This window comes from Stenotrophomonas sp. 21LCFQ19 (genome assembly GCF_056861425.1).
Map to the genome: position 1 here is coordinate 45,232 of NZ_JBSPUF010000018.1, position 25,244 is coordinate 70,475.

The window sequence follows — 25,244 nt, forward strand, 5'->3', positions numbered from 1 at the left end:
ATCTGACCCGGTCAGCGGGGCAGAACCATCGTCTCAATCAGTGTCCGCGCGCTCACCAATCGGTAGGTGCATAGTCCTTCAGGAACTGGCCCCAGACGTGTTCGCCGGTGTTGAAGCCGTGGATGATCGGGTCGACGATGCGGGCGGCGCCGTCGACGATATCCAGCGGCGGATGGAAGCGCTCTTCCTGCACCTTGCGCTCTGCCAGGCCTGCCGGGTCTTCGTCGGTCACCCAGCCGGTATCCACGCTGTTCATGTGGATGCCGTCGTTCTGGTAATCGGCCGCCGAGGTGCGCGTCATCATGTTTAGCGCGGCCTTGGCCATATTGGTATGCGGATGGCGGGTGGTCTTGAAGTTGCGGTAGAACTGGCCTTCCATCGCCGACACATTGACGATGTGCTTGTCGCGCTCAGGCGTGGCCAGCATCAACGGCTTCAGGCGGGCATTGATGATGAACGGTGCGATGGCATTGACCAGCTGCGTTTCCAGCAGCTCCACCGACGGCACCTCGGCCATGCGCAGGCGCCAGGAGTTGCTGTCGCGCAGATCCACCTGCTGCAGGTCCTGGTCCAGGCGGCCATCCGGGAACAGATGGTGCTGGCCCAGTAGTTCATCAGCCAGCAGCGGCACCTGCGACAACTCGGCAGCGCGGGTCAAACCGTCGGTACCGACAGCTTGCGGCGACGGCAGCGCGGCCGCCGCGACCGGCAGCAGGTCGGCGCTGCGCAGGCCTTCGTAATTGCCTATCAGCTTGCGGATGGTTTCCGGCAGGCTCTGCACGGCAGCGGTTTCGCCGGCCATCATGTGCGCATAGAACTGCGGCGGACGACGCACGGTCTGGCAGGCGTTGTTGATGATGAAGTCCAGGCGCGTGCGCGTGGCCAACAGCTCGCTGCAGAAAGCCTCGACGCTGGGAGTGTGGCGCAGGTCCAGGCCGTAGACCTGCAGGCGGTGGCCCCACACGGCGAAATCGGGTTCTTCGGCATAGCGGGCGGCCGAGTCGCGCGGGAAGCGCGTGGTCACGATCAGCTCGGCGCCGGCACGCAGTAGCTTCAGGCCTGCCTGGTAGCCGATTTTGACGCGGCCACCGGTCAGCAACGCCACGCGCCCACGCAGATCGGCGGTCTCGGTGCGCTTGATGTAATTCAGATCGGCGCAGGCCGGGCACATCTGGTCGTAGAAGTGGTGCAGCTGGGTGAACTTCTGCTTGCACACGTAGCAGTGACGCAGCTCGGGCGAATGCACTGGTTCTTCGATTGCGGCAGTGCCTTCCCCATTGCTGGCATCGTGCAACCCGGCTGCATGCGGCGGGAAGTAGTTCGGTGTGCTGAACACCGGCTTGCGACGCAGGGCGCGGATGCCGGTTTGCTCAAGCAGTGCCTCGGACTTGCGCACCTTTTCCTGGTGACGCTCACGGGCCTGCTTCTTGAGCATCTGCCGGCGCGCCTTCGGTTCGGGATGGAAAACCTTGGCCACGACCTGATGCAGGCGCACGCGGTCGGCTTCGGGCAGCGCGTCGAGCATGCCGCGATCGGCTTCAATGGCCTCAAGCAGATCCAGCGCGTCGCGCAGGCGATCCGCCAAGGGCAGGGCAGGGTCAACAGGGGTATCGATGGCGTTCAAATGACGATCCGGGAAGAGCGGCGGCAAGCCGTGAATGGACAGCAGAGCGATGACCGCCTCGATGCGGGTCCATGCTGTAGCGGGCCGGAAGCGTCCGGCCAGCGGCAATTGTCCCAGATATCAGGGGCTTGGCGCCAATGTCGGGATAATGGACGGGCGGCGGCGCCTGCACGGCCGCCTTCCCGGACCGATCTCACCGGAGCTGATGCAGCTTGAACGGCGCCAAGGACCGGTCTCGCCGACTTGGGCCATCAGCGCAATGCGCCATCTCAGCGAGTTTGAGCCGTGGTTTCCCAGGAGATGAAGGCCCAACGCCTGGTAGGTGCCAATCCGAGCCGATTCAGGGGCGAATGCCCGTGCCACTCCGCGATCCTGCTGCGCTCGTTCATCTGCAGCTCGCCGAACAACTGTTCTGCCTGGCGGATAAGTTCTTCCGCAGTCTGCGCTTGGTCCAATGCCGAAACCGGCAGGTAGTCGAGCCGTGGCTCCCGTCCCAAGTCCCAAAGCAGCTCCATCACATAGCGATGGTCCGGCATGGGAATCCATTGCCGACCCAGCAGCGCCGCAAGCTCCAAGACGCCAGTACGCGGCTGCGTGGTACAGGTCACGTAGACGCGCTGCGCTGCGTGCGCGTCGAGTTTCATCAGCGCCCGTTCCAGCTCAGGGACCATCAGTGAACGCGAGGCGATGGCGACATCGCAGACGGGCAGCTTGCTCCAGTCGTCCTCCCATGACAGATGGTGTGGCTCGATGTTGTCGACCTGTTGAGCGCGGATGGCGGCATGCAGGCCATCAAGCATGCCCCGGCTGTAGTCCAGGGCATGGACCTGTTGCACCTGCGCGGCGATTGGCAAGCTGAGCAGGCCGGGCCCGCAACCAACGTCCAGCACGCTGTTCACACCGCTCAGGTCGAGCCGTGCCAGGAATGCCTCGCTGTAGTCGTCGTGCCGACGCTTCCAACTGGACTGCGCCGCACGCGCATCCCACGCGCTGGCTGGCTTGGCCTGGAAACCGCAGGCCAGCAGGTGCTGGCGGTAGCGGGCCATGTGATCGATGGGGGCTGGAAGTGTGGTCATCAGGACAGTGACTGCAGGTCAGGAAGGGCAATGGCTATGCGCGAGGCATCGACGTTGTAGAGCTGGGCCAACCGTTCGGGCGTGGCGACCTCGCGGGCGGGGCCGAGCGCGTGCAGGCTTCCGTTGGCCATCAAGGCAATGCGGTCTGCCACCTGCAGCGCATGCTGCGGTTGGTGTGTGGACAGCAACACGCCGATGCCGCGATCGGCGAGGCTGCGCACGGTGTCGAGAATGCGCAGCTGGTTGCCGAAATCGAGGCTGGCGGTAGGTTCATCCATGATCAGGATCCGTGCACGTTGCGCGAGTGCGCGCGCTATCAACACCAGTTGGCGTTCACCGCCACTGAGGGTGCTGACCACGCGTTGCGCCAATGTGGCGATGCCGAGCTGATACAGGCAGTCAAGGGCAATTTTTTTGTCCGCACGCGTGGGCGTGGCCAACAAACCAAGATGGGCCGCGCGGCCCATGGCAACGACTTCCAGCACCCGCCAGGCAAAGGCGAACGGCGCCGACTGTGGAACATACGCCAGCTGCCGGGCGCGTTGGTTGCGGCCAAGCAGATGCAGCGGCTGCCCCTGCAACGCAATCTCGCCAGAAATGGCGGGGAGCAGGCCAAGCAGCGTGCGGAACAGCGTGGTCTTGCCGCAGCCATTCGGGCCGAGCAGGCACAGCACTTCGCCTGCATGAAGGTGCAGGTCCGAAGGCTCGCCCAGGGGCTGCTGGCGATGGCCTACCGTCAGCCCTCGTGCCTGCAGGAGAACGTCGCCCATGCTCATGCCCGGCTCTCGCTACGTGCCAGCACCAACAGGAAGCAGGGGACGCCAACGAAGGCAGTGAGAATGCCGAGCGGCAGTTCTATCGGCGCCAAGGTCCGCGCCAGTGTGTCGGCGGCGAGCAGGAAGCTGGCACCCAGCAGCAGGCTGGCCGGCAACAGCCGACGGAAATCGGCGCCCACCAGCAAGCGCGCGATGTGTGGCACCACCAGCCCGACCCAGCCGATGATGCCGGCCAGTGACACAGCAGCGGCTGTGCATAGTGTTGCCGCGGCAATCAGCGTCCAGCGTAGCGGTGTGACCGCTACTCCCAATGCGCTGGCTTCCTCATCACCGAGGCTGAGCAGGTTGATGCGCCAGCGCAGCAACAGCAGCGGCAACAATCCGACCAGCAGCAGCGGTGCGGTGACCCGCAGATCATCAAGGACAACGGCATTCAATCCGCCAAGCAGCCAGAACGTGATTGAAGGAAGTTGGGTGTAAGGGTCTGCAAGCAGCTTCAATAGCGAAATGCCGGCGCCCAACAGTGCCGACACCGCAACGCCGGCCAGCACCAGCACCAGTATCGGTTCATGCCGACGCACCAGCGCTGCCACCAGACAGACCAGACCGACCGCAGTCAACCCGCCGGCGAAGGCGAAGCCCTGCACCAGCAACAATGGCAGACCGAGGAACAATGCCAGCGACGCACCTAGCCCGGCACCCGCGGAGACACCAAGAATGTCGGGCGAGACCAGAGGATTGCGGAACATCGCTTGATACGCCGCCCCGGCAGCGGACAGCACCGCACCAATCAGCACCGCCGCGATCACGCGCGGCAGGCGGATGTTCCATAGCGCCGCATGCACAGCGGGCGGACTGGGCTCGCCAATGCCAAACAGCTGCCAGCCTATCGCCTGCGCCACGCGTGTCGGCGATACAGGGAACTGGCCAACCGAGAATGCCAACAGGATCATTGCCGCCAGCAGCACCCAGCCACCGGCATGCCACGCCCAGCGCGGCATCGGGCGCACCCTCATTGGCGACCATCCAGGCTGCGCGCGATGTCCGCTGGTAGCGGCTCACCCCAAAGCAGTTGATGCAGCGCGTTGATGCGCGTGCGCAGTGCTGCCGGTGCAAGCGCCGGCGATGCACCGGGATGCAGCCGCGACAGCAGCCACGGCAAGCCTGGTAGGCGATTGACGCCGGGCGGGCCATCCAGCCAACCGAACGGTAGTGACGGTGCGCAGTGCAAGCGCCCTTCGCGCACTGCACGCAGGCTGCGCCAACGTGCGTCCTGTGCCGCGCTTGCGGCAAATGCGGCGTCCTGGGTAAGGATCACGTCCGGGTCCCAGGCCAGCAGCTGCTCCAGCGAGACACGTGCCAGCCCGCCTTTGCCAGCCGCGGCAGCAACATTGCGGCCACCGCAGAACTCGATGACCTCTGTATTGATCGAACCGGACAGGCCACTTTCCAGCCCATCGCTGCCGCGCCCGTAGTAGACAGTCGGACGCGAGGCCGCAGTGCGGGTGGCAAGCACCTCGCGCACCAACGCCAGCTGTGCTTCCGCTGCCTGCGCCAGCGCCTCGCCACGCGCAGTCACACCAAGCAGCTTGCCGACATGGCGTAGCTGAGCGGGATGATCGGGCAAGCGTCCTGCAACCAGCTCGACCGGAATTCCGGTCTGCTGCCACACCCGCTCGGCGGAGTCACGGTAGCTCGCGTCGAAATCACCGGCATCCAGCACCAGATCCGGCTGCAGCTCAAGCAGGCGTTCCAGGCTGACGGTGCTGCCGCGTCCGGCAAGACGGCCGACCATCGGCAGGCCGCTGAGTGCCGTGGGCAGCAGCGCCAGCGCGCTTGGTGAAACCCGCATGGGCCAGCCCAGCAATCGCTGCGGTGCGATCGCCGCAACCAGCACCGCTGCCGGGGCGCCGGCGGCGAACACGCGCTGCGGTGTGCCTTTGGGTTCGCCCAGGCGCAGCACGCGTTGTGCGGGCATTGCCAATAGTCGGCCTCCTGCAAACAGCAGCGGAGCCAGCGCGAAGGCCTGCAACAGGGCGCGACGTTTCATGTCGCCTCCTGATCTTGCTGACGGCAGCCATCCCACCAGTGCTGCAGGGCCGCGTCGGTGGCAGGAAGCTCAACCGCCATGCCACCGGTGAACGCGCGCCAGGCTTCCAGATAGGGAAGCTTCACTGCGGTGAGCAGCGGGATGCCAGCCAGCATCAGCGCCAACAGTTCGTCGGCCATGCCGCCGCCTTGCGACTCGAGCGTGCCGAACCGATTGGCGATCGCCAACGCCGCCGGTTCCTGCGCGGCACGACGTAGTACGACACTGGCATCGGCAATGCCGCGCGGATCGAGATTGCAGCCGCAGGCAGCAGCGCCCAGTGCCTGGCTGATGGGGTAGCGGGACTGCGGATCGGTTACGTCCATCAGCACCATGCGCTTGCCCGTGGCTGTTGGCGCATGAGGCAGGTGCACCAGCCCGCGGACGCGGTGCCCGGCTGCGAGCTGGCGGGCAGCGAAAGCCGCCAGCAGTCCATCGGGCTCACCGTTGGCGTCGTGCACGATGGCGGCGATGCGTGCGGGCTGCGCGCTGCTCATGCTCAGTACCTCCAGTTGGCATTGGCGAACCAGGTGCGGCCGGGCATGGGGTAGCCATCGGCCAGCTCATACCATTTGTCGCCGATATTGCGCACGCCCAGGTCAAAGCCAACGTTGCCGCGCGGTGACCAGCTCGCCTTCAGCCCACCGATGCCGAAGCCAGGCAGGGCCCGCACCGGACGAGTGGTATCGGCATAGCTGACCTTGCGACCTTGTTCGGCTTCCAGGCTGGCCTGCAGACGCAACTGCGGCAGCAGCTGCCAGCCAACGGCCATGAACAAGCGCTGGCGCGGGCTGTCGAGCAGGGCCACATCGCGGTTCTCGAGGTTGGTGCGCCGCAACCAGGTGTAGCTTCCCTGCAGGTCCCAGTCGTCGCCGATGCGCTGCTGCAAGCCAAGCTCCATGCCGACGTTGCGGGCCCGGCCAATGTTCTGCGCCTGATTGCAGGTGCGACCGCCGCACTCAGGCGAGGCAACGACGGCGGTCTGGATCAGGTCATCAATGCGGCTGTGGAACACCGCTGCCTGCAGTTGGCTGCCTCGCCACCAGCTACCGCGCAGGCCCAGTTCGAGATGGGTGGCATGCTCGGGGGCGAGGTCAGGGTTGGGCAGTGCGGCACCCATGCGTGCCGAGTAGCGATCCTTGATGGTGGGGAAGCGCGTGCGACGTGCGGCGCTGGCATACCACTGCTGCTCCGGTGCCAATTGCTGCACGTACTCCAGAACGGCATTGGTGGCATCGGCACTGCCGGTCGGCCAGTAGTAGACACGCTTGGCCTCGCGACGGTCATGGCCGAGGCCTGCGCGCAGGTGCGCGGTGTCAGTCAGTGCGATACGGTCTTCGATTGCCACCGAGGTGGTGACATCGCGGAAGTCCTTGGTCGGCGAGTGCGGGTTGCGCTCGCTGTGCTGGTCTTCCTTGTAATGCAATGCAAGCTGCAGCTGCTGGCGGGGCAGGGCGTTGCTGGCCAAGGTCAGCGAGCCGCCGATTGTCTTGTCGTCGTAGATGCTGGGGAAACTGGTGTTGTCCAGCGCGGTTTGATAGCTGCCGTCGGTGTAGGCCTCCAGTCCGTTGCCGTAGGTGTCGCGGTACAGGCGGGTGCGCAAGGTCGTGTGCTGACCGAGCTGGGTATTGCCGATGAAGTACAGGCTGTCCTTGTCCCACCATGGCCAGCGCCAGTAACGGATGCCGCTGCGTGCGGTTCCCGTGTACACCGGGTTGCCCTTCTCGCCATCCTGGCGCGCGTAGCCGATGGCATATTCATCGCCCTCACGCGGCATATAGCCGAGCTTGAATGACAGACGGCGATCTTCGCGGTCGGCATTGCGGCGGTCATCACCGGTGTCGGTAGGTACGCGCTTGTAGTCGACGAACCCATCCGGGAGTGGGAACTCATCCGCCTTCAGGATTGACCAGCCGAGCTGGTAGTACCAATCACCCTGGCGACCGCCGAGGTTGACCGCCGCCTTGCGCTCGCCGCCATCGGCGACGCCCAGCCGCAGGTCAGCCTCGAATGGACGCTCCGGCCGCCGGCTGATCAGGTTGATCGCCCCGCCCAGGATGTTGGGCCCATAGAGCAGTGAAGCAGCGCCACTGGCGACGTCGATCCGGGCCAGGTCGAAGGTGGTGAACCGACCGAAGTCGACATAGCCGTCGTAAGGCACGTACAGCGGGACGCCGTCGAGGAATACCGGCACCTGGCGGGGATCGAAGCCACGCAGGTAGACCATGTCCTCGTTGCGCGAATTGCGTGCCAGGCTGACGCCTGGCAGCACGCTGACTGCGTCTCCGACAGTGTTGCGGTCCAGCTGCTGGATGCGTTCCGCGTCCAGATTGCGCTCGGCGACAGTGGGAGAGGTGCCGCGCTCGGCATGGACATCGACACTGCCCAAGGTGAAAACCGGCGGAGCAGTCGCCGTATCGGCAGCTGCGGCCGACAGGGGGAGCAGAAGGGCTGACAGCGGCAGAACGAAACGGCAGGTGCGCATACTCGCAATCCTCGGGTTCGCTATATCCAAGATGATATAACGGTGTGGTGAGGTCAACTTCGTGACCGATGCGGGGATTCTCAGGGGGGAGCACCGGAGCGTCCTTGATCGATATCAAGCCGGGTGGAGATGGCGCGCGGCTTACACTGGGCACTGCTTCCGCAGCAGGGACCAGACCAGATGAGCGAGACCGACCCCATGCTTGAGCTGCAAGGCAGCCTATGGCTGAACGTTGCGGGGCAAAGTCTGGGTGGCCGTGGCCGCTTCGCCTTGCTGGGGTTCATCGATGCCTGCGGTTCGATCAGTCAGGCCGCCAAGCGGATGGGCATGACCTACAAGAACGCCTGGGACGCCGTGGATGCCATGAACACGGCAGCCGGCGAACCCTTGGTGGCACGCAGCGTTGGCGGGCGTGGCGGCGGCGGTGCCCAGTTGACCGAGCGCGGACGCCAACTGGTTGCGCGCTTCGAGCAGCTTGAACGTGCGCACCGCACCTTCCTGCAGTCCCAGCAGGTTCCCGCCGGATTGGATGAGGACATGGCTTTGATACGGAGGATCGGCATGATCACGAGTGCGCGCAATCAGTTCCACGGCCGGATCAGCGCCGTGGCCGCCGGTGCAGTGAACGATGAAGTGCAGATCGAAGTCGCGCCTGGGCTCACGGTCGTGGCGACCATCACCCACGGCAGCATGGAATCGTTGGGGTTGGAGGTTGGCATGCCGGCCTATGCCTTGATCAAGGCATCGTCGGTGCTGCTGGCGCAGGGCCAAGGTACGCGGTGTTCGGCACGCAACCAGTTCAGCGGCACGGTGGCGCGCATCACCGAAGGCGCCGTCAACGACGAAGTGGTGGTGGATATCGGCCACGGCTGTAGTGTGGTTGCCGTCATCACCCGGGCCGGGACAGCCGCATTGGAGCTGGAGGAAGGCGGCCCGGTGGTGGTGCTGTTCAATGCATCCAGCGTGATCGTCGGCGTATCGATGTGATGCAACAACAAGGTCGTAAGCGGGCCTGCCTTGTCGCGCCGACCAAGGAACCCGAACCTGCCCGCGGTGGCAGGTGCAACCTTGGGCATCCACTGGCTGCGCAGGAGCACGTCGAGTAGGACCAGCACTACGCCCGGCTGATGTGCACCGGCACTGATTTGTAGGAAGGCGTGCCACTGGCAGGGTCGATGTAGCTCAATGGGATAAGGCAGTTCCCTTCCGGGTAATACGTCGCTACCGAGCCACGGGAAATCTGGTAGCTGACCGCAATGACGTTCTCTAGAACCCTGTCGTCCTCGTTGTCCAGCGCTGTCCTGATACGGATCCGATCCCCCTGCTGGATTCCGCGCTCGCTCATGTCCGCTTCGTTCATGAACACCACATCGCGGCGACCGAAGACGCCACGGTAGCGATCATCCAGGCTGTAGATCGTGGTGTTGTACTGGTCGTGGCTGCGGATGGTGGCCAGCCTCAGTACTGCGTTGTCGACGGGTTTCGGGTCTTCAGCCAGTCCCGGGAAGCGGAGGAACTCGGCCTTGCCCGATGCAGTGCGCCAGATGCGCTCGGTAGGCGGCAGCGGCAGGCGGAAGCCACCGGGAATCCGGATCCTTGCGTTGTAGTCCGAAAAATCGGGGAACACTGCTTCGATGGCTTCGCGTATCAGGTCATAGTCGGCCACCATTTCCATCCACTGCACGCGACTCGATGGCAGGGTTGCACTGGCGATGCCGGCAACGATTGCCGGCTCTGAACGCAACTGCTCAGAGGCGGGTTTCAGCTTGCCCCGCGATGCATGCACCATCGACATCGAATCTTCCACGGTGACCGCCTGCGGCCCGGTGGCTTGAATGTCCAGCTCGGTTCGGCCGAGGCAGGGCAGGATGAAGGTGTTCTTGCAGACCAGCAGATGACTGCGATTGAGCTTGGTCGCAACGTGTACCGACATCTCCAGGCTACGCATGCCGGCGAAACAGGCGTCGCCATCAGGTAGCGCGACTGCCAGATTTCCGCCGAGGCAGATCAGTACGGTCGAGCGGCCTTCAATGATGGCCTGCATGGCAGCAACGGCATCGTGGCCATGCTCGCCTGGCGCGCGGAACCCGAACCGCTTTTCGATGCGATCGATCATCGCGACGCTGGGTTTTTCGGTGATGCCGACGCTGCGGTCCCCCTGCACATTGGAGTGCCCGCGTAATGGGCAGATACCTGCCCCTGGCTTGCCGAAGTTGCCACGCAGGAGCAGCAGGTTGGCAATCTGCTGGACATTCCTGGTGCCTGTGCTGTGCTGGGTGATCCCCATGCCGTAGGTGATGATGGTCGCGTTGGACTTGGCATAGGCCTGGGCGACCTTGCGCAGGTCGTCCTCAAGCAAGCCTGATTCGGACACGATTCCGTCCCAACTCGCCGCCTGCAGGTCTTCGGCGAGGGCGTCGAATCCCCGGGTGTGTTCCTCAATGAACGTGCGATCCAGAATGCCGGCGTCTCCGCCCTCGGCAGCGTCCATCTCCAATAGCGCCTTCATGATGCCTTTCAGTGCTGCGGCATCGCCGCCTATGCGCGGCTGCAGATAGGAAGAGGCGATCTCCGTTGCCCCGAGCGTCGCCATCTCCAACGGGTCCTGCGGATCGGCGAAGCGCTCCAGGGCGCGTTCGCGCAGTGGATTGAGCACGATGATGGGTGCGCCGCGGCGTGCAACCTCATGCAGCGTACCCATCATGCGGGGGTGGTTGGTCCCAGGATTGTGCCCGATGGAAATGATCAGCTCGCAGGCGTCGAAATCATCCAGGGAGACGGTGCCCTTGCCGATTCCTATCGATGACGGCAGGCCCACACTCGTGGCCTCGTGGCACATGTTGGAACAGTCAGGGAAATTGTTCGTCCCGTATTCACGGGCGAAGATCTGGTATAGGAAAGCAGCCTCGTTGGAGGCGCGCCCGGAGGTGTAGAACTCGACCATGTTCGGGTCTGGCTGTTCGCGCAGGATCTGCCCGATACGGGTGAGCGCCTCATCCCACTCCACCGCCTCATAGATGTCCTTGTCCGGGTTATAGGCCAAGGGATGGGTCAGGCGCCCTTGGTCCTCCAGCTGGAAATCTGTCATTTCCAGAAGAGCAGAAACGGTATTTGCCGCGAAGAACTCCGGGGTGACCCGCTTCTTGGTGGCCTCCCAGGTCACGGCCTTTGCGCCGTTCTCGCAGAACTGGAAGGTCGAGGTGTGCTTGCGGTCAGGCCACGCGCAGCCGGGGCAATCGAAGCCTTCCGGCTTGTTGGTCCGGAACAGCGTGATCGCAGCTTCCGGCGCGGCCATCTGATCACTGATCGCCTTGGCCGTTGCCCGCAGCGCCCCCCAGCCGCCTGCCGGAGCATCGTATTTGCGAATACCGGGAACGTCCTTCTCGCTCATGGTGATGTCTCACTCTTGCTATTGGCACATCAAGGAAGGGGAGGGACAGCCTGAATCCGTGGCACGGTCAGGACGATCCGATCTGCTCACTTGCGATACGGGCCTGGAACGTCCGCTTTTGGCCAGCAACGCAGCATCAGGTCGAGACCAAGTGACCATCAAGCGGATCTCCCGGGTGGTAGCAACCGGAGTTCATCCCGGTCAACGCGGCACTCCCAGCCATGGCTGCAACACTGAGCGTCTGAATGTTGGTTCCATGTGATTTCCAGAACGGTCTTCTCTGGCATTGGCCTGTTCGCTGCCTCCTGTGCTTCGGCATTCCCTAGTCAAATCCAAGCAATCGCTCTGGATGTGAGTACACGTTAAATCGGTCACGGCGGGCGAAACCGACCAGGCAGATGCCGGCCGCGTTCGCCAGGTCGATTGCAAGTGCCGTCGGCGCGGAAACGGCAGCAACAATCGCCACGCCAGCGTGCGCCGCCTTGCTCACCATTTCATAACTGGCCCGGCTCGATATGAGAACCAGGCCGACGTCGGTCGATACGGAACCACGCCGCAGGCCGCCCACCAGCTTGTCCAATGCATTGTGCCGGCCTACATCTTCGCGAACATGCGTGATTCGACCATCCGCCTGCACCCAGGCTGCGGCATGGGTGGAGCCGGTAGCCATGTTCATGGGCTGCATTCCGGGAAGCGACGACAGGGCCAACCGCAATGAAGCAAGCGGAAAGATCGAGGGCCTCTCGATCGGCGGTATCAGCCGCATGACGTCCTCCAGCAGTCGTGCCCCACACAAGCCGCAGCCGCTGCGGCCGGGTAATGCCCGGGCAGAAGCGGCTTGCAGGGCGGCCGCAGGTGCTGTGCTGGTCACCTGCATACGAAGTTCGACGCCTTCGATGCATGGGCTTACCTCGACCTCGATCAACTCGGCCGCTTCGGTGATGAGACCTTCGGTCAGCGAGAAGCCCAGTGCCAGGTCTTCAAGATCTGATGGTGTGGCCATCATTACCGAGAAGGGCACACCGTTGTAATGCATCGCAACGGGCACTTCCTCGGCTACGCTGTCGACGATGGTGCTCCGCTCCCCCTTGCACCAGCGGAGCGTTCGTCTAGCGGCGACTCCCGGAGGCGTTTCGTCGGCAGCAGTTGGATCGACTCTGGACATGCGGGCGGCGACCTGACGGCGTGGCTGGGCGATGTGGAGTTCTGGAGCGTGCTTGCTGGGTCGAAGAATAGCGCAAGCATGTGATGGGCATGCCCAGGCGGGTGCAACACCATGGAACGCCCATCGGTCGGGTCGGTTGCCTATCAGGTGCTGGCCAAGGCAAGCTTGGTGAATCGTCGGCGGGGAACTCGTTCGCCCCAATGGCCGCCCTGAAGCAGCCAATAGTGCATACCTTCGTACCTGCCTCGTATATAGGTATCTTTGCAGCGTTGGGGAAGCGCAGACCACCATGGTGACCGCAACAGGCTCCACAATCGTCGTTTGCCTTGCTGCCTGTGCCGTCCTGGTTCTCTGCGAGTACCGTGGCTGGAAGCTTGCCAAAGTTTTGCTGAAGATACTCGCCAGTACGGCATTCCTGGCCTTGGCGCTTCAGCTGGGCGCGACAGCATCGGCCTATGGTCAATTGATCCTCGTCGGACTGGGGCTTGGGTGGGTTGGCGACGTCTTGCTGTTGTCCCAGAAGAGCCGTCTCTTCCTGCTTGGCTTGGCGAGCTTCCTGCTTGCGCATATGGCTTACGCGATTGCGTTCGCATCGCTACCCATCGCAAGCACGGCACTGGCGCTAGCGTTCGCCGTGATGAGCTGTCTTGGAATCGCGGTAATCGCCTGGCTCTGGAGCTATTTGAAAGCCTTTTATCGCGTCGCGGTTGTGGCATACGTGACAGTTATCGTTGCCATGTGCGCCCTGGCGATCGCCGTAAGCGCTGCCTCCGGAGCCTGGCCGCTTGCAGCTGCTGCGGTGATGTTCGCGATCTCGGACATCGCTGTTGCCCGCAATCGTTTCGTCGCACCGGGTGCCAGCAACAAGCTCTGGGGGTTGCCGCTCTACTATGCTGCCCAGATCATCCTCGCCTCGTCAGTTTCCGGGGTGCAAGCAGGCGCAGGCTGATTGCGACAGGGATACCAGCCCGGTACTGCAATGCGTCCGCCGACGAGCGACAATCCAGTGGTACGCCCAACCATGAGCACGCTCGCATGGGACTTCTGACCTTCAGCCTGAACATCACCCTGGACGGTTGCATCGACCATCAGGAAGGCATCGCCGACGACGAGACACACGCCTTCTTCAGTCGCCTTATGGATGAAGCCGGGGCGATGCTCTGGGGACGGGTAACCTACGAGATGATGGAGAATTACTGGCCGGCAGTCGCTCGCGGCGAAGTGGAAGCCACGCAGGCGATGCGTGACTGGGCGATCGGGCTGGAGGTCAAGCCGAAGTACGTGGTGTCGTCGGTGCGAACAGCATTCCCTTGGACCAACAGCCACCACATCGGCGGGGACTTGCGCATGAGCGTGCAGAAGCTCAAGGAGGCGACGCCGGCTGGGGTACTGCTCGGTAGCGGTATGCTCGCTACCGAGTTGGATCGGCTGGACCTGATCGACGAGTACAAGTTCCTCATTCACCCCAGGATCGCTGGTCACGGGCCGACGCTTTACCGGCGCGGGTTGGCCAACACTCGGCGACTTGAGCTGATCTCATCGACGCCGTTGCGCAACGGCGCGGTTGTCATGCATTACCGGCGCGCGTGCGGCTGACCGTGGCTTGCAACGTAACGCAATGTCTTTGCGATTTTGTGGACACCCGAAGCTGGCCCGGAACCCAGCTTCGGGCGGCCGCCAAATCCTTGTCCCGGGTGCGCTGCGCTTACCCGGGCTACGTAGTTCAGGCCACTAGTTCACGCCGAACGATCTCTGCACCGGCACTGAGTGCATGCAGCTTGCCTCTGGCCACGTGGCGCGGCAGCGGTGCCATGCCGCAGTTGGTGGACGGATAGAGCTTGTCCGCATCCACGAACTGCAGTGCCTTGCGCAGGGTGCTGGCTACATCCTCTGGGGTTTCAATGATGTCGCTGGCCACGTCGATGGCACCTACCATCACCTTCTTGCCACGTACCAGTTCGATCAGATCAATGGGAACATGCGAGTTCTGGCATTCCAGCGAGATGATGTCGATGTTGGACTGTTGCAGCTTCGGGAAGGATTCCTCGTACTGACGCCACTCCGAGCCCAGGGTCTTCTTCCAGTCGGTATTGGCCTTGATGCCGTAGCCGTAGCAGATGTGAACGGCAGTCTCGCACTTGAGCCCTTCGATCGCTCGCTCAAGTGCGGCAACACCCCAGTCATTTACTTCATCGAAGAAGACATTGAAGGCGGGTTCGTCGAACTGGATGATGTCAACGCCCGCTGCCTCCAGCTCCCTGGCTTCCTGATTGAGGATTCTGGCGAACTCCCAGGCAAGCTTCTCGCGACTCTTGTAGTGATCATCGTAGAGCGTATCGATCATCGTCATTGGCCCAGGCAACGCCCATTTGATCGGCTGCCTGGTCTGCTGGCGCAGGAACTTGGCATCCTCAACGAATACCGGCTTCTGCCGGCTGACCGCGCCCACGACGGTTGGGACGCTGGCGTCGTAACGGTTGCGGATCCGCACCGTCTCGCGTTTTTCGAAGTCGACCCCCTCTAGGTGCTCGATGAAGGTGGTGACGAAGTGTTGGCGGGTCTGCTCACCATCGCTGACGATGTCAATTCCTGCCTGCAACTGTTCGTGCAGCGATAGACACAGGGCGTCCTGCTTGCCTTCAATCAGCTCCTCGTCCTGCAGCTTCCACGGTGACCAGAGCTTCTCTGGCTGGGCAAGCCAGGCAGGTTTTGGCAGGCTGCCGGCGGTTGAGGTGGGCAATAATTTCTTCATGGCGGGTAGATTCATTATCCTTGGAGTGATCAGAGCGGGCAGGCAGCGGCCCACCGTTCCAGCGTGTGCCGGTGCGGCTTGATGAAGTGCTCTTCGGTGAAGCGTCCTTGCTTGATCGCCAGCTGACTGCGCTCTTCACGGTCATAGACAATCTTTGTCAGGGAGTAGTCCTGGTGCTTCAGGCTGGGCTGGTAAACACTTCCTGCGGCAGAGTTGGCGTTGTAGATCTCGGGCCGGTAGATCTTCTGGAAGGTCTCCATCGTGCTGATGGTGCCGATAAGTTCCAGGTCGGTGTAATCACCTAGCAGGTCGCCAAAGAAGTAGAACGCCAACGGCGCCACGCCGTCCGGCGGCATGAAGAAGCGGACCTGCATTCCCATCTTCGCGAAGTACTGATCGGTTGAGGAAAGCTCGTTCTGCAGATACTCCACGCCAAGCGCGGGGTGGTGATTGGCAGTGCGGTGGTAGATCTTGCTGCTGGACGCGCTGATGCAGATCACCGGCAGTTTGTTGAAGTTTTCCTTGTAGGCGTGCGAATTCACGAAGTGCTTGAACAGCTTTCCGTGCAGGTCGCCAAAGTCTTCCGGTGTGGAAAAAGCTGTCCGGTTGCTGTTGTAGTCCGGCAACAGCACGCTGAAGTCATAGTCACGCACGTAGGACGAGAAGTTGTTGCCAACGATTCCTTCGATGCGTGTCCTGGTCTGACGGTCAACGATGCTTGTCTTCAATATCTCGATCAGCGGAAATGCATCGGTCTGGCCCACGCCCGATACGTCCACCTCGGCCGAGATGATCTCAAGTTCAACGGAATAGCGGTCACCCATCGGGTTGTCCCAACCGGCAAGGCTGTTGAACCGGTTGTCTATCATCCTCAGCGTATTGCGCAGGTTTTCCTGGCGGCTGTTGCCCCTGGCCAGATTGGCGAAGTTGGTTGTCAACCGCGTACTGTCCAATGGCTGGTAGTTTTCATCGAAGCGGATACGCTTGAGGCTGAATTCAAAACTGTCTTTCATGGCGGTGCACTACCGTAGGTTCTGCGGATAGGGGCCGGCACAGCGCTGCGCTGATTCGGTGGGGGAGTTCGCTTTCAGGCAGCGACGATGGCTCTGGCGGTGCTTGTTTCGGTGTCGCGTGTCAGCTCGATCACCGGCAATGCACGTTCAACCGCCAGCTTGGCGCGTTGGATCAGATCCGCGTTGTGCAGCGTGTGACCGGCGAAGTCCTTGTCGGTCGCGTACACACCCAGCGGCAAGGTTCGTGCCTGGAAGAAGCTGAAAAGTGGCCGCAGCTGGTGGTCGATCATCAGCGCGTGGCGCTCGCTGCCGCCGGTGGCGGCCAACAACACCGGCATGTCGATCAATGCGTCCTGGTGAATGAAATCGAAGAAGTGCTTGAACAGCCCCGTGTAAGAGCCGCGGTAAACCGGCGTGGCGACCACCAGCACATCCGCCTGCTCGACTGCTGCCAGTCCGAGCTCCACCGTATCGGGCAGTTCGCTGCGTCTGACGGTACCGGTCATGTGCGGGGCAAGCTGGCCCAGCTCGACGAGCTGGGTTTCGCAGTGAACCTGGGCTGCAATCAGCTTCGATAGATGCTCGACCAGGGTTGCGGCCTTGGAGGGGCGATGCAGCCCGCCGGAAACGGCGACGACGCGAAGTGGGGGAGGGTGTGTCATTTCTGCCTTCATGGGGGCTGGATCGTCAGGCAGCTGAATGGAGCAGCTGGTGAAGTTCGATCCTAGTTGCGGTTTTCCATGAGGTAAAATGGTTTAATTTCACAACTCCATGAAGAAAATTCATTCACATGCTTGAGCGCATCCATCTGAGCATCGTCCAGCAGGTCGAAAAGCAGGGCTCGTTGACCGCAGCCGCGGGCGTGTTGAACCTGACCCAGTCAGCCCTGAGCCACAGCATCCGCAAGCTCGAACAGCAGCTGGGTACCGACATCTGGCTGCGCGAAGGTCGAAGCCTGCGGCTCACCCAATCCGGGCAGTACCTGTTGGCGGTGGCCAACCGGGTGTTGCCGCAGCTGGACCTGGCCGAAGAGCGCCTGGGTCAGTTCGCGCAGGGCGAGCGCGGTGCACTGCGCATCGGCATGGAATGCCATCCCTGCTACCAATGGCTGCTCAAGGTGGTATCACCCTATCTGGCTGATTGGCCGGACGTGGACGTGGACGTCAGGCAGAAGTTCCAGTTCGGTGGTATCGGGGCGTTGTTCGGCTACGAGATCGACCTGCTGGTCACGCCCGACCCCTTGTTCAAGCCGGGCCTGAAATTCGAGCCTGTGTTCGACTACGAGCAGGTGCTGGTCGTAGCCAAGGACCATCCCCTCGCGTCGGCGGCTTACGTGAAGCCGCAACAGCTGGCCCGCGAGGTCCTGATCAGCTACCCGGTGGATATCGAGCGACTGGATATCTACAGCCAGTTCCTGCTGCCTGCAGGCATCACTCCCCGGCGGCACAAAGCCATCGAAACCACCGACATCATGGTGCAGATGGTGGCCAGTGGCCGCGGCGTGGCCGCGCTGCCACGTTGGTTGGTGGAAGAATATGCAAGCAGGATGGATGTCGTGCCGGTGCGGCTTGGTACACGTGGGATCGCCAAGCAGATCTTCCTCGGCGCGCGTGAAACGGACACCAGCATCGACTACGTTCGAGCCTTCATCGAGCTGGCTCGGCACTCAACCGCTGTGGCTGCCTCGACTATTGGGCAGGAGCAGGCAACCAGATAGGTTGGTTGAACCCCGAGCAATAACGTCATGGAACCACGCCTTGCCTCGCCCGTTCGATCAGAGCGCGTGGGGGGGGCTGAATCGAAAGCCACCACTGCAATACCCTTGAATCATCCCGACATGCATAGCCTTCCGAACAACATCACTGCTGGCTACTCGTTGGAAGTTGGCGCCAAGGCCATTCCAGCGCTGACTGCAGCTGCTGCCCGGATAGCGCCCGGCTCAACCATTTTCATTCCCTACCTGCCGGGTGAAGACAATGCCGCCCGACTGGCTGCTGCCGCGACGGTTCGCGGATTGGGCTTTGAGCCCCAGCTGCATATACCGGCGCGCCGAATCGCCTCGCTCGCTGAGCTGGAGTCGTTCATCGCCCGGGCGGTCCATGAGGCGGGTGTGGAGCGTTGCTTCGTGATTGCCGGGGATTCGCCCAGCCCCAAGGGACCGTTTGGCGATAGCGCGTCATTGATTGAAACCGGTGTGCTGGAACGCTCAGGCATCAAGCTTGTTGGCGTGGCCGGGCATCCTGAAGGTCATCCGGTGATGAGTGAAAGCCAGCGCTGGCAGGTGCTTGAACGAAAGTGCAGCAGCATCGAGAACCGTGGCATGGCACCGCTGATCGTCACCCAGTTCGGGTTTGATGCCGACATCGTGTTGACGTGGCTGGCAGCACTGCGCGAGCGCGGCATCGGTCAGCCAGTGCGGGTAGGGGTGCCAGGCCCAGCAGGGATTGCCGTGCTCGCACGCTATGCGGCGATGTGTGGTGTCAGTGCAAGCGCGTCGATCTGGTCCAAGTACGGCATCTCGATCGGCAAGCTATTGGGAACGGCGGGGCCGGATCGTTTTGTTGATCGACTCGTGAGCGGGCTGACGGAAGCACATGGAACAGTGAGCCTGCATATTTTCCCATTCGGCGGCATCGAACAGTCCGTGGAATGGGTGGAGAAATACCGTGCCGGTAGTTAGCTGGGAGGTGTGCTAACAAACTGCGGTGCGACGAATACTGCTGCGGTCACGCGTCCAGAAAACCCAGCTATGATTCTCTCACCGTGCAGCCAGTGAAGGCGAGGGGGGCAAATGCAGGAGCTTGTACTCAAGTTGGCAGAAGGATTCGGACATAGGACGGCTGGCGAAATCATTGTCGTCTTGGCCGTGCTGCTGGCTTTTGCTTTCAAAGGTATTTACTTGCTCAATCGTGACCGAGCCAATGCAAGGCAGGAGTTCCTGCAGCTTTGGGACTTCGAGCGCGCAAAGCGTGATCCTCTCTGGTGCGAAGTATTGATTCGTCACTACTGCCGCGAATATCTTCCGACGAGGCCTTGGTACGGCTTCAGGCGCTGTGCTGGTGACGATGGCATTGGTTGGATTGCTGCTTGGTGGTCTTGCGATAAAGGCCTTGGATTATGGCTTCGAACTCGCTATTGCACGCAAGAACTTCGCCAAGATCCAGGGAATGCAACCTTCATTGGTTCCAGAACCGTTGGAGGAACTGAAGGCTGTAGTCGGAAACAAGCTAACCACGATGAGAGGAAAGCGCAGGGCGCCGGGGCGGTCAGTACCGAAGGCGACAAAAACACGATAGACGTGTGTGGCGAAAAATCGGCACAGCGGCACAAAGCTCTGGCACCGCTTGGATTCTGTCGCGAAAGAAATGGTTCTCTTTGATTGGCGATCGCCACTAGGCAGGCAGGAACTGATAGCTCGCCCTCACATGCGGGCGGTACTGAGCCGCCACGCACGGGAGCATTCAGCTAAGCCATGGCGACGCGAAGTTCATCCAGGAATGCGTCCACCTTTGCTTCCTCGGTGGCCCAGGAAGTTACCAGCCGGATCACCGAATGTCTCGCATCCGCCTTGTCCCAAACGTAAAAGGCAAAGCGTTTCTGCAGCGCACTCACCGCTGGGTTGGGAAGAATCGCAAACAGCTGGTTGGTTTGGGCTTCGGCCACCAATTTGCCGCCGGCCTTCAGAATTCCATCTCCCAACCGTGTTGCCATTGCATTTGCATGCACGGCCAGCTCGAAGAACAGATTCTTTTCTCCGAAGAGCGCCTGGAACTGGATGCCGAGCAACCGTCCTTTGGCCAGCATGCCACCGCGCTGTTTGAGATGGAACGCGAAGTCTTCAGCGAGGGCTGGGTTGGAAACCACGATTGCCTCACCGAGCAGAGCGCCAACTTTTGTCCCGCCAATCCAGAACAGGTCGACCAACCCGGCGATATCGGCCAGCGTCATGTCGTTCTTGCGGGAGGCCATTGCGGCGCCAAGTCGCGCGCCATCGAGGAACAGGATCAGCCCATTGGCGCGCGCCAACTCGGAGATCTCCTTCAACTCACTCAGCGTGTAGACCGTCCCGGTTTCGGTCGCGTTGGATAGGTAGATGAGCTTGGGGCGCGCCATGTGGGGAAAGTGCGCATTGGAGGCCAACGCTCGCTTTATCTCGGCAGGGGTGATCTTGCCGTCGACTGCCGGGACCGTGATCAGCTTGTGGCCGGTGGCCTCTATCGCGCCGGCCTCCCGCATCACGATATGGCCGGATTCGACAGAGATGACTGCTTCATGTGGCCGCAGGCAGCTCGCAATGGAGACAATGTTCGCCATGGTCCCGCTGGCAACGAAATGCACGACACCGGCGAAGCCTGACCCAAGCTGAGCCGCGATCAGATCCGCCGCGTGAGCGCTGTATTCGTCGGCACCATAGGCTGTCTGTTGACTGAGGTTGGTCTCAGCCAAGCGCAGGAGGATTTCCGGATGGGCACCTTCGCTGTAGTCGTCTAGAAAGCTGAATTCGGTCATGTTTATTGAACTTGCTCATGGGGGAGGGCACATGGGTCCAAGCTGAGGTGGCTCCGAACCTGGACGGTGAATGGTGCATACGATAGGGCCGATACCGGCATTTGCCGAACGAGAAATCTGGACGCAAGTTGTGAACTAAAGTAACAATGCATCCATGTACCGACCACCCTCGCTTCGAACCTTACAGGCCTTGGAGTCTGCGGCTCGGCTCCGCAGCTACAGCCGAGCAGCTGAAGAGCTGAGCGTGACCCACAGCGCCATCAGCCACCGCATTCGGGAGGTGGAGGCGCGCCTGGGTGTGCAGATGTTTGATCGCCAAGGCAACGAGATGATCCCCACCGCTGCGGCCCGACAGATTCTGCCGGTGATTCGCCAGGCGATGCAGTTGATCAACAGCGTATTCCCCGCACCTGCTGAAGCGGGTGCGAAGGTGCTCCGGGTCGGCGTGCTGCCTTCGTTCGCGGCCCATTGGCTGGTACCCCGGCTGCAGGCGTTTCATCTTGCGCATCCCGGGATACTGATCTCGTTGGACGCCAGGTTGGAACTAAGCAACGTAGGCCCCAATGGACTGGATGCGGCTGTCCGTTACGGTCAAGGCGACTACCCCGGCCTTGTGTCGGACCGTTTGATTTCCGATCCGCTCTATCCGGCCTGTTCGCCCGAGTATCAAGCTCGGATGGGCATCATCTCAGTCGAGGACCTGAAGCGCTGCAGGCTGTTGCGAAACAGCTGGCAACCTTGGACGCCCTGGTTCCAGATGGCAGGGCTGCAGCTGCCCGAACCCTCGGACTCGGTGCCCTACGACGATTCTGGCCTATTGCTCGATGCCGTTACCGCCGGCCACGGCGTGGGACTAGTGCGAACGATTCTGGCATCCGACGCACTGGAGAAGGGGGAGATAGTGCGGCTTTCACCGCTCAACTTCCCGTTTACCGGAGCCTACCACTACGTATATCGGCACGATCATCCGAACCGGGAGCTGATTCAGATCTTCGGCGGTTGGCTTCATGATGAACTTCGTGATGAGTTCGATGCCATTGGGTGACTTCCAAATTCTCTCTGTTGAGTTGGTTGTTTTTGCGCAGCATTCATCTGAGGAATTCCAATTTCTTGGTGCTAGAAAGAAAGCTGCGAACCCAGTCTTAAGCAAAACAGGCCTTCGCTATGAACAAGTAGAGGCTTAACGCAGAATTGATCGCGTGTGTTCTGCTCATTGCGTGCAACCTGCCAGTATCTTTGGCGGGCCAAATTTAGAGTTACAACGCCAGATTGCGGTTCGATCGCGTGATCTGGCGATGCCCGTGCTTACTGCATGGCAGTGAGCATGCCCTGACTGAGGGTGTATGAGACCCAGGGTCTTTGTCGGGAGCGAACAGCGTGTTCCGCCCGGTTGCCGTCGTTCGAGTTTCAATGACCAAAATCTGAGTTGACAGATTCTTCTGGACACAGGCACAGCCCATGTTCTCACCCGCGGCAGGACGTTTCATCTAGTTGGGTTGACCATGGAGCTGCAATTTCCCTCACTCTTCCTCTGGAGCTGAGCAGTGGCCCTATGCGAGCTTCCATAGTCGCTATCGCCCTTGGATTGTCTGGATCGAATGAACCAACCCGATACATGGAGCAGACGCCCTGTGTGCCTGCAGGTGCCGCGCGTCGAGCAATGTTGTCGCGAGGGGCGTAGCCTGGGGAAACTCAGGCTGAGCGATCCGTTCGGTCGAACGTTGGGCGATTCGATTCCCCGCCACGCATCTGCCGTTGCCCGAGTCGGAAGAAAGACCAGGCAATGACCACCAGGCCGATCACTGATGGAGCCAACTGGGACCAGGGCTGGCCGATCCGAACGACATTCCCGATCAACGCCGAGAGCATGGCAAATACCGAAGCTGTCATTTTGTAGCTGTGCTCGTACCGCCAGATCGAGCGGTACCAATGTCGGGGAAACGCCCATTTGATGGCGTCGTAGGCCAGTATCAACCAAAGCGCCCCAACCGCCGAATAGTCAACGGCCACCAACCGACGGTCATGCCCCAATACTTCCAGCGTCAAAGGCAAGGCAAGCGTCAGTGCGACCAGCAACACCCCCGCGTCAATCATCATTGGCCCGCTTCCCTGCGTGCGTACCGCGCGCCAGCCGCCAAACAGCTGATATGGCACCAGCAGGCTCAGCACCGCGAATGCGGGCAGGAACCGGAAGAAGATCGTTCCGATGGCGGCCGTTGAACAGACCACCAACGTCATCCAGAAGAGCGCGCGTCCAAGCCGCCGGTGACCGGCCGTTCCCTTTTCCCTGAGCAGGATCAGGAAGCCCAACGCGAGCGCGATGGAGCCGGCCACGACGTGAACCGCAATGTTTGCAAAGTGCATGTGTCAGCCCCAAGAAATATGTCCGCGCCCCGGAGAGCATGTCTGCTCGCCGGTCCGTTTCCCCAGACCCACCTTGTTGCAACCGCCGTCCGGCCTGCAAACAGATTGCGACGAAGGGCACCTGAAGGCGACGAAGCCGCGCTACAGCTGACGGAGCCCGGCAGCGCGGGTCGAGCGACAACGAACACTCGCTGATTCGTCCAGGGCCCGATACCCAGGATTGGCTGCTCCAGGCCGGAGGTCGAGCGCTGATTGGATAGTGCGAATTGACCTGGTTGCAGGTGTTTGAGGCCAGCGGGGAGGTGACAGTCATGTGCTCGTAACATGCGGCGCCTACCTTGCGGCGCACTTCAGGGGTAAGGGCGAGGCAGGTGGCCGAGCAGGCAAGACGGCGCTTGGCGCGTATGTTCGAAGACCATGCGCCATTGCTGCGCGGCTTCTTCGTGCGGCGTGGTGCGCGGCAGGATGCAGAGGATCTGGTACAGGAAACCTATCTGCGGCTGTTGCATGCCCACGAACGGAAGGGGGAGCTGATTGCCAATCCTGAGGCATATCTGTTCACGGTCGCGCAGAACCTCGCGCGCGAGCAGGCCGCTCGCCGGCGCTGGTCGACGCTGTCCATCGAAGAGATCACGGGCGCAACTCAAGGCCTGGCCAGCGGGGAATGCGTGGAAGACGCCGCCGAACGCCAACAACGTAGCCAGCGCCTGCAGACCTTGCTTGCGACGCTGCCCGAACACACCCGGGCGGTTCTGGTCATGCAGTACCGCGATGGGCTGAGCTACAAGCAGATTGCCGAACGCATGGGCGTATCACCGCATATGGTGAAGAAGCATGTAGTTCGCGGCCTCTCGGCGTGTCGCCGCGTAATGGCCGATCCCGCAGGGGGCCGCTGAGCATGGCCGTGGAACATCCGTCGGCGCTGACCGTTGCCGCCGCGAACTGGCATGCGCTGCAGCGTGAGGGCGATCTCAGCCCGTCGCAGCAGCGCGAGTTCATGCAGTGGTTGCTGGTCTCTCCGGAGCACCTGCGCGAATACATGGCGATCAGCGAAGTGGCCGGTGCGCTTGGGGAAGCGCTCCGCGCCATGCCCATCGACGTGGAGTCGCTGCTACAAGCCCCCGCATCTGCAGGCAACGACCATAACGTAGTACGTTTTTCACCGCGCCCGCGTGCGCAGCCTGCGGTACCGAAGATCAGCCCTGCACGGGGGCGACCGCACATTGCGGTTGCGGCGGCGCTGATGCTGGGTCTTGGCTTGATCACAACTCTGGCCTGGCCTCGTACTGGACACTACGCAGCCGCACATGCGGCGCCACGACAAATCACCCTCGCAGATGGCACCTTGGTGCATCTGGATGCAGAAAGCGAGATATCCGTTCGCATGACCCTGCTGGGACGACGCGTTGAGCTGGAACGCGGACAGGCCAGCTTCGTGGTCGGCAAGGATCGCCGTCCTTTCTCGGTACATGCCGCAGGTCTGCAGGTGACCGACATTGGTACCACGTTCGATGTGTCCTTGCTCCGGGAGCAGGCCCGTATCGCCGTTAGCGAGGGGCGCGTGCATGTCCGCGGCGATGGGGGCAACGGGCGCATGCTTGCAAACCTTGGCGCCGGGCAGGCGGCACAGGTGGACTACCGCGACCAACGTGTGCGCGTGAGTCAGGAAGACGCCGCCAGCATGACCGCTTGGTGGAAGGGCAGGGTTGTCTTCCGGGACGAGTCACTACGGGATGTGGCTGACCGCCTCAACAGGCGCAACACGCTGCGCCTGCACGTGAGCGAGGACGCTGGCGCACTGCGACTCACCGGGAACCTGCGCGTGGATGACGTGGAATCGTTGCGCGCGTTCCTTGACCAACAGCCAACCCTGATGACGCAGCGTGCATCCGACGGTATCCATGTGCGCTTGCGTCCGCGCGCGCCGCAGGTGCTGTAAGAAAAAATTCATTGAAAAACCGGTGCCCGATCGGCGCGCTGCGCACTCGTAGTAGGGGAAA

23 protein-coding genes are annotated in these 25,244 nt (G+C 61.9%); 9 read left to right on the top strand and 14 right to left on the bottom strand.

Features of this window, described 5'->3' with window-relative positions:
- Positions 1-52 precede the first annotated feature (52 nt).
- From AC13FW_RS17680 to AC13FW_RS17710, 7 genes are all read right to left on the bottom strand, one after another.
- The gene (locus AC13FW_RS17680; protein ID WP_482989922.1) at positions 53-1,624 is read right to left on the bottom strand and encodes an SDR family NAD(P)-dependent oxidoreductase; all 1,572 of its coding nucleotides are present in this window, start codon (positions 1,622-1,624) and stop codon (positions 53-55) included.
- Positions 1,625-1,893: 269 nt separating this feature from the next.
- Positions 1,894-2,700 carry a class I SAM-dependent methyltransferase gene (locus AC13FW_RS17685; RefSeq protein WP_482989923.1) on the bottom strand — a complete coding sequence of 269 codons (807 nt, stop codon included), beginning with the start codon at positions 2,698-2,700 and terminating at the stop codon, positions 1,894-1,896.
- Positions 2,700-3,470 carry an ABC transporter ATP-binding protein gene (locus AC13FW_RS17690; protein ID WP_482989924.1) on the bottom strand — a complete coding sequence of 257 codons (771 nt, stop codon included), beginning with the start codon at positions 3,468-3,470 and terminating at the stop codon, positions 2,700-2,702. Before AC13FW_RS17690 ends, AC13FW_RS17685 begins: the two co-directional genes overlap by 1 nt.
- A 2-nt stretch (positions 3,471-3,472) precedes the next feature.
- Positions 3,473-4,492 (bottom strand): FecCD family ABC transporter permease, encoded by a 1,020-nt coding sequence (locus AC13FW_RS17695; protein ID WP_482989925.1) that lies wholly within the window; start codon positions 4,490-4,492, stop codon positions 3,473-3,475.
- Positions 4,489-5,526, bottom strand: a complete 1,038-nt coding sequence (locus AC13FW_RS17700) for an ABC transporter substrate-binding protein (protein ID WP_482989926.1) — start codon at positions 5,524-5,526, stop codon at positions 4,489-4,491. The genes AC13FW_RS17695 and AC13FW_RS17700 overlap by 4 nt, the downstream gene beginning before the upstream one ends.
- Positions 5,523-6,062 carry a DUF2478 domain-containing protein gene (locus tag AC13FW_RS17705; RefSeq protein ID WP_482989927.1) on the bottom strand — a complete coding sequence of 180 codons (540 nt, stop codon included), beginning with the start codon at positions 6,060-6,062 and terminating at the stop codon, positions 5,523-5,525. Before AC13FW_RS17705 ends, AC13FW_RS17700 begins: the two co-directional genes overlap by 4 nt.
- Before the next feature lie 2 nt (positions 6,063-6,064).
- On the bottom strand, positions 6,065-8,050 hold the full coding sequence (locus AC13FW_RS17710) for a TonB-dependent receptor plug domain-containing protein (protein WP_482989928.1): 1,986 nt from the start codon (positions 8,048-8,050) through the stop codon (positions 6,065-6,067).
- A 180-nt stretch (positions 8,051-8,230) separates the two neighbouring features.
- Between AC13FW_RS17710 and AC13FW_RS17715 the strand changes: the two genes are divergently transcribed.
- On the top strand, positions 8,231-9,037 hold the full coding sequence (locus AC13FW_RS17715; RefSeq protein WP_482989929.1) for a TOBE domain-containing protein: 807 nt from the start codon (positions 8,231-8,233) through the stop codon (positions 9,035-9,037).
- Between the two features lie 127 nt (positions 9,038-9,164).
- Here AC13FW_RS17715 and AC13FW_RS17720 read toward each other — a convergent pair whose 3' ends face one another.
- Together AC13FW_RS17720 and fdhD are read right to left on the bottom strand one after the other, a co-directional pair.
- Entirely contained in the window at positions 9,165-11,441 is a 2,277-nt protein-coding gene (locus AC13FW_RS17720; RefSeq protein WP_482989930.1) for an FdhF/YdeP family oxidoreductase, read from the bottom strand.
- Positions 11,442-11,763: 322 nt separating this feature from the next.
- Positions 11,764-12,606, bottom strand: coding sequence for a formate dehydrogenase accessory sulfurtransferase FdhD (gene fdhD / locus AC13FW_RS17725; RefSeq protein ID WP_482989931.1), 843 nt, complete (start codon positions 12,604-12,606; stop codon positions 11,764-11,766).
- Positions 12,607-12,895: 289 nt separating this feature from the next.
- Here fdhD and AC13FW_RS17730 point away from each other — a divergent pair, with 289 nt between their 5' ends.
- Positions 12,896-13,555, top strand: coding sequence for a lysoplasmalogenase (locus AC13FW_RS17730; protein ID WP_482989932.1), 660 nt, complete (start codon positions 12,896-12,898; stop codon positions 13,553-13,555).
- Positions 13,556-13,641: 86 nt separating this feature from the next.
- Entirely contained in the window at positions 13,642-14,202 is a 561-nt protein-coding gene (locus AC13FW_RS17735; RefSeq protein ID WP_482989933.1) for a dihydrofolate reductase family protein, read from the top strand.
- Positions 14,203-14,329: 127 nt separating this feature from the next.
- Here the strand turns inward: AC13FW_RS17735 and AC13FW_RS17740 are convergent, their stop codons facing one another.
- The 3 genes from AC13FW_RS17740 to msuE all read right to left on the bottom strand — a co-directional run bounded on the left by AC13FW_RS17740 (position 14,330) and on the right by msuE (position 17,033).
- Positions 14,330-15,358: a methionine synthase gene (locus AC13FW_RS17740; protein WP_482989934.1), complete on the bottom strand. Its 1,029-nt coding sequence runs from the start codon at positions 15,356-15,358 to the stop codon at positions 14,330-14,332.
- Positions 15,359-15,387: 29 nt separating this feature from the next.
- Positions 15,388-16,371, bottom strand: coding sequence for a DUF1852 domain-containing protein (locus AC13FW_RS17745; RefSeq protein WP_482989935.1), 984 nt, complete (start codon positions 16,369-16,371; stop codon positions 15,388-15,390).
- A 74-nt stretch (positions 16,372-16,445) separates the two neighbouring features.
- On the bottom strand, positions 16,446-17,033 hold the full coding sequence (msuE, locus tag AC13FW_RS17750; protein WP_482989936.1) for an FMN reductase: 588 nt from the start codon (positions 17,031-17,033) through the stop codon (positions 16,446-16,448).
- A 128-nt stretch (positions 17,034-17,161) separates the two neighbouring features.
- Here msuE and AC13FW_RS17755 point away from each other — a divergent pair, with 128 nt between their 5' ends.
- The 3 genes from AC13FW_RS17755 to AC13FW_RS17765 all read left to right on the top strand — a co-directional run bounded on the left by AC13FW_RS17755 (position 17,162) and on the right by AC13FW_RS17765 (position 19,750).
- Positions 17,162-18,088, top strand: a complete 927-nt coding sequence (locus AC13FW_RS17755) for a LysR family transcriptional regulator (RefSeq protein WP_482989937.1) — start codon at positions 17,162-17,164, stop codon at positions 18,086-18,088.
- 120 nt (positions 18,089-18,208) lie between these two features.
- Positions 18,209-19,051 (top strand): methylenetetrahydrofolate reductase, encoded by an 843-nt coding sequence (locus AC13FW_RS17760; protein ID WP_482989953.1) that lies wholly within the window; start codon positions 18,209-18,211, stop codon positions 19,049-19,051.
- A 111-nt stretch (positions 19,052-19,162) separates the two neighbouring features.
- A complete protein-coding gene (locus tag AC13FW_RS17765; RefSeq protein WP_482989938.1) occupies positions 19,163-19,750 on the top strand; it encodes a hypothetical protein in 588 nt (195 codons plus the stop codon).
- Positions 19,751-19,836: 86 nt separating this feature from the next.
- Here AC13FW_RS17765 and AC13FW_RS17770 read toward each other — a convergent pair whose 3' ends face one another.
- Positions 19,837-20,880, bottom strand: coding sequence for a threonine aldolase family protein (locus tag AC13FW_RS17770; RefSeq protein ID WP_482989939.1), 1,044 nt, complete (start codon positions 20,878-20,880; stop codon positions 19,837-19,839).
- Between the two features lie 154 nt (positions 20,881-21,034).
- On the opposite strand from AC13FW_RS17770, the gene AC13FW_RS17775 reads away from it, so the two are divergent.
- Positions 21,035-21,925 carry a LysR substrate-binding domain-containing protein gene (locus AC13FW_RS17775; protein ID WP_482989940.1) on the top strand — a complete coding sequence of 297 codons (891 nt, stop codon included), beginning with the start codon at positions 21,035-21,037 and terminating at the stop codon, positions 21,923-21,925.
- Positions 21,926-22,572: 647 nt separating this feature from the next.
- Here the strand turns inward: AC13FW_RS17775 and AC13FW_RS17780 are convergent.
- The gene (locus tag AC13FW_RS17780; protein WP_482989941.1) at positions 22,573-23,244 is read right to left on the bottom strand and encodes a DUF2306 domain-containing protein; all 672 of its coding nucleotides are present in this window, start codon (positions 23,242-23,244) and stop codon (positions 22,573-22,575) included.
- 404 nt (positions 23,245-23,648) lie between these two features.
- Here AC13FW_RS17780 and AC13FW_RS17785 point away from each other — a divergent pair, with 404 nt between their 5' ends.
- Together AC13FW_RS17785 and AC13FW_RS17790 are read left to right on the top strand one after the other, a co-directional pair.
- Positions 23,649-24,140, top strand: a complete 492-nt coding sequence (locus AC13FW_RS17785; protein WP_482989942.1) for an RNA polymerase sigma factor — start codon at positions 23,649-23,651, stop codon at positions 24,138-24,140.
- Between the two features lie 2 nt (positions 24,141-24,142).
- Positions 24,143-25,183 (top strand): FecR family protein, encoded by a 1,041-nt coding sequence (locus tag AC13FW_RS17790; protein WP_482989943.1) that lies wholly within the window; start codon positions 24,143-24,145, stop codon positions 25,181-25,183.
- The last annotated feature ends 61 nt before the right edge of the window (positions 25,184-25,244 follow it).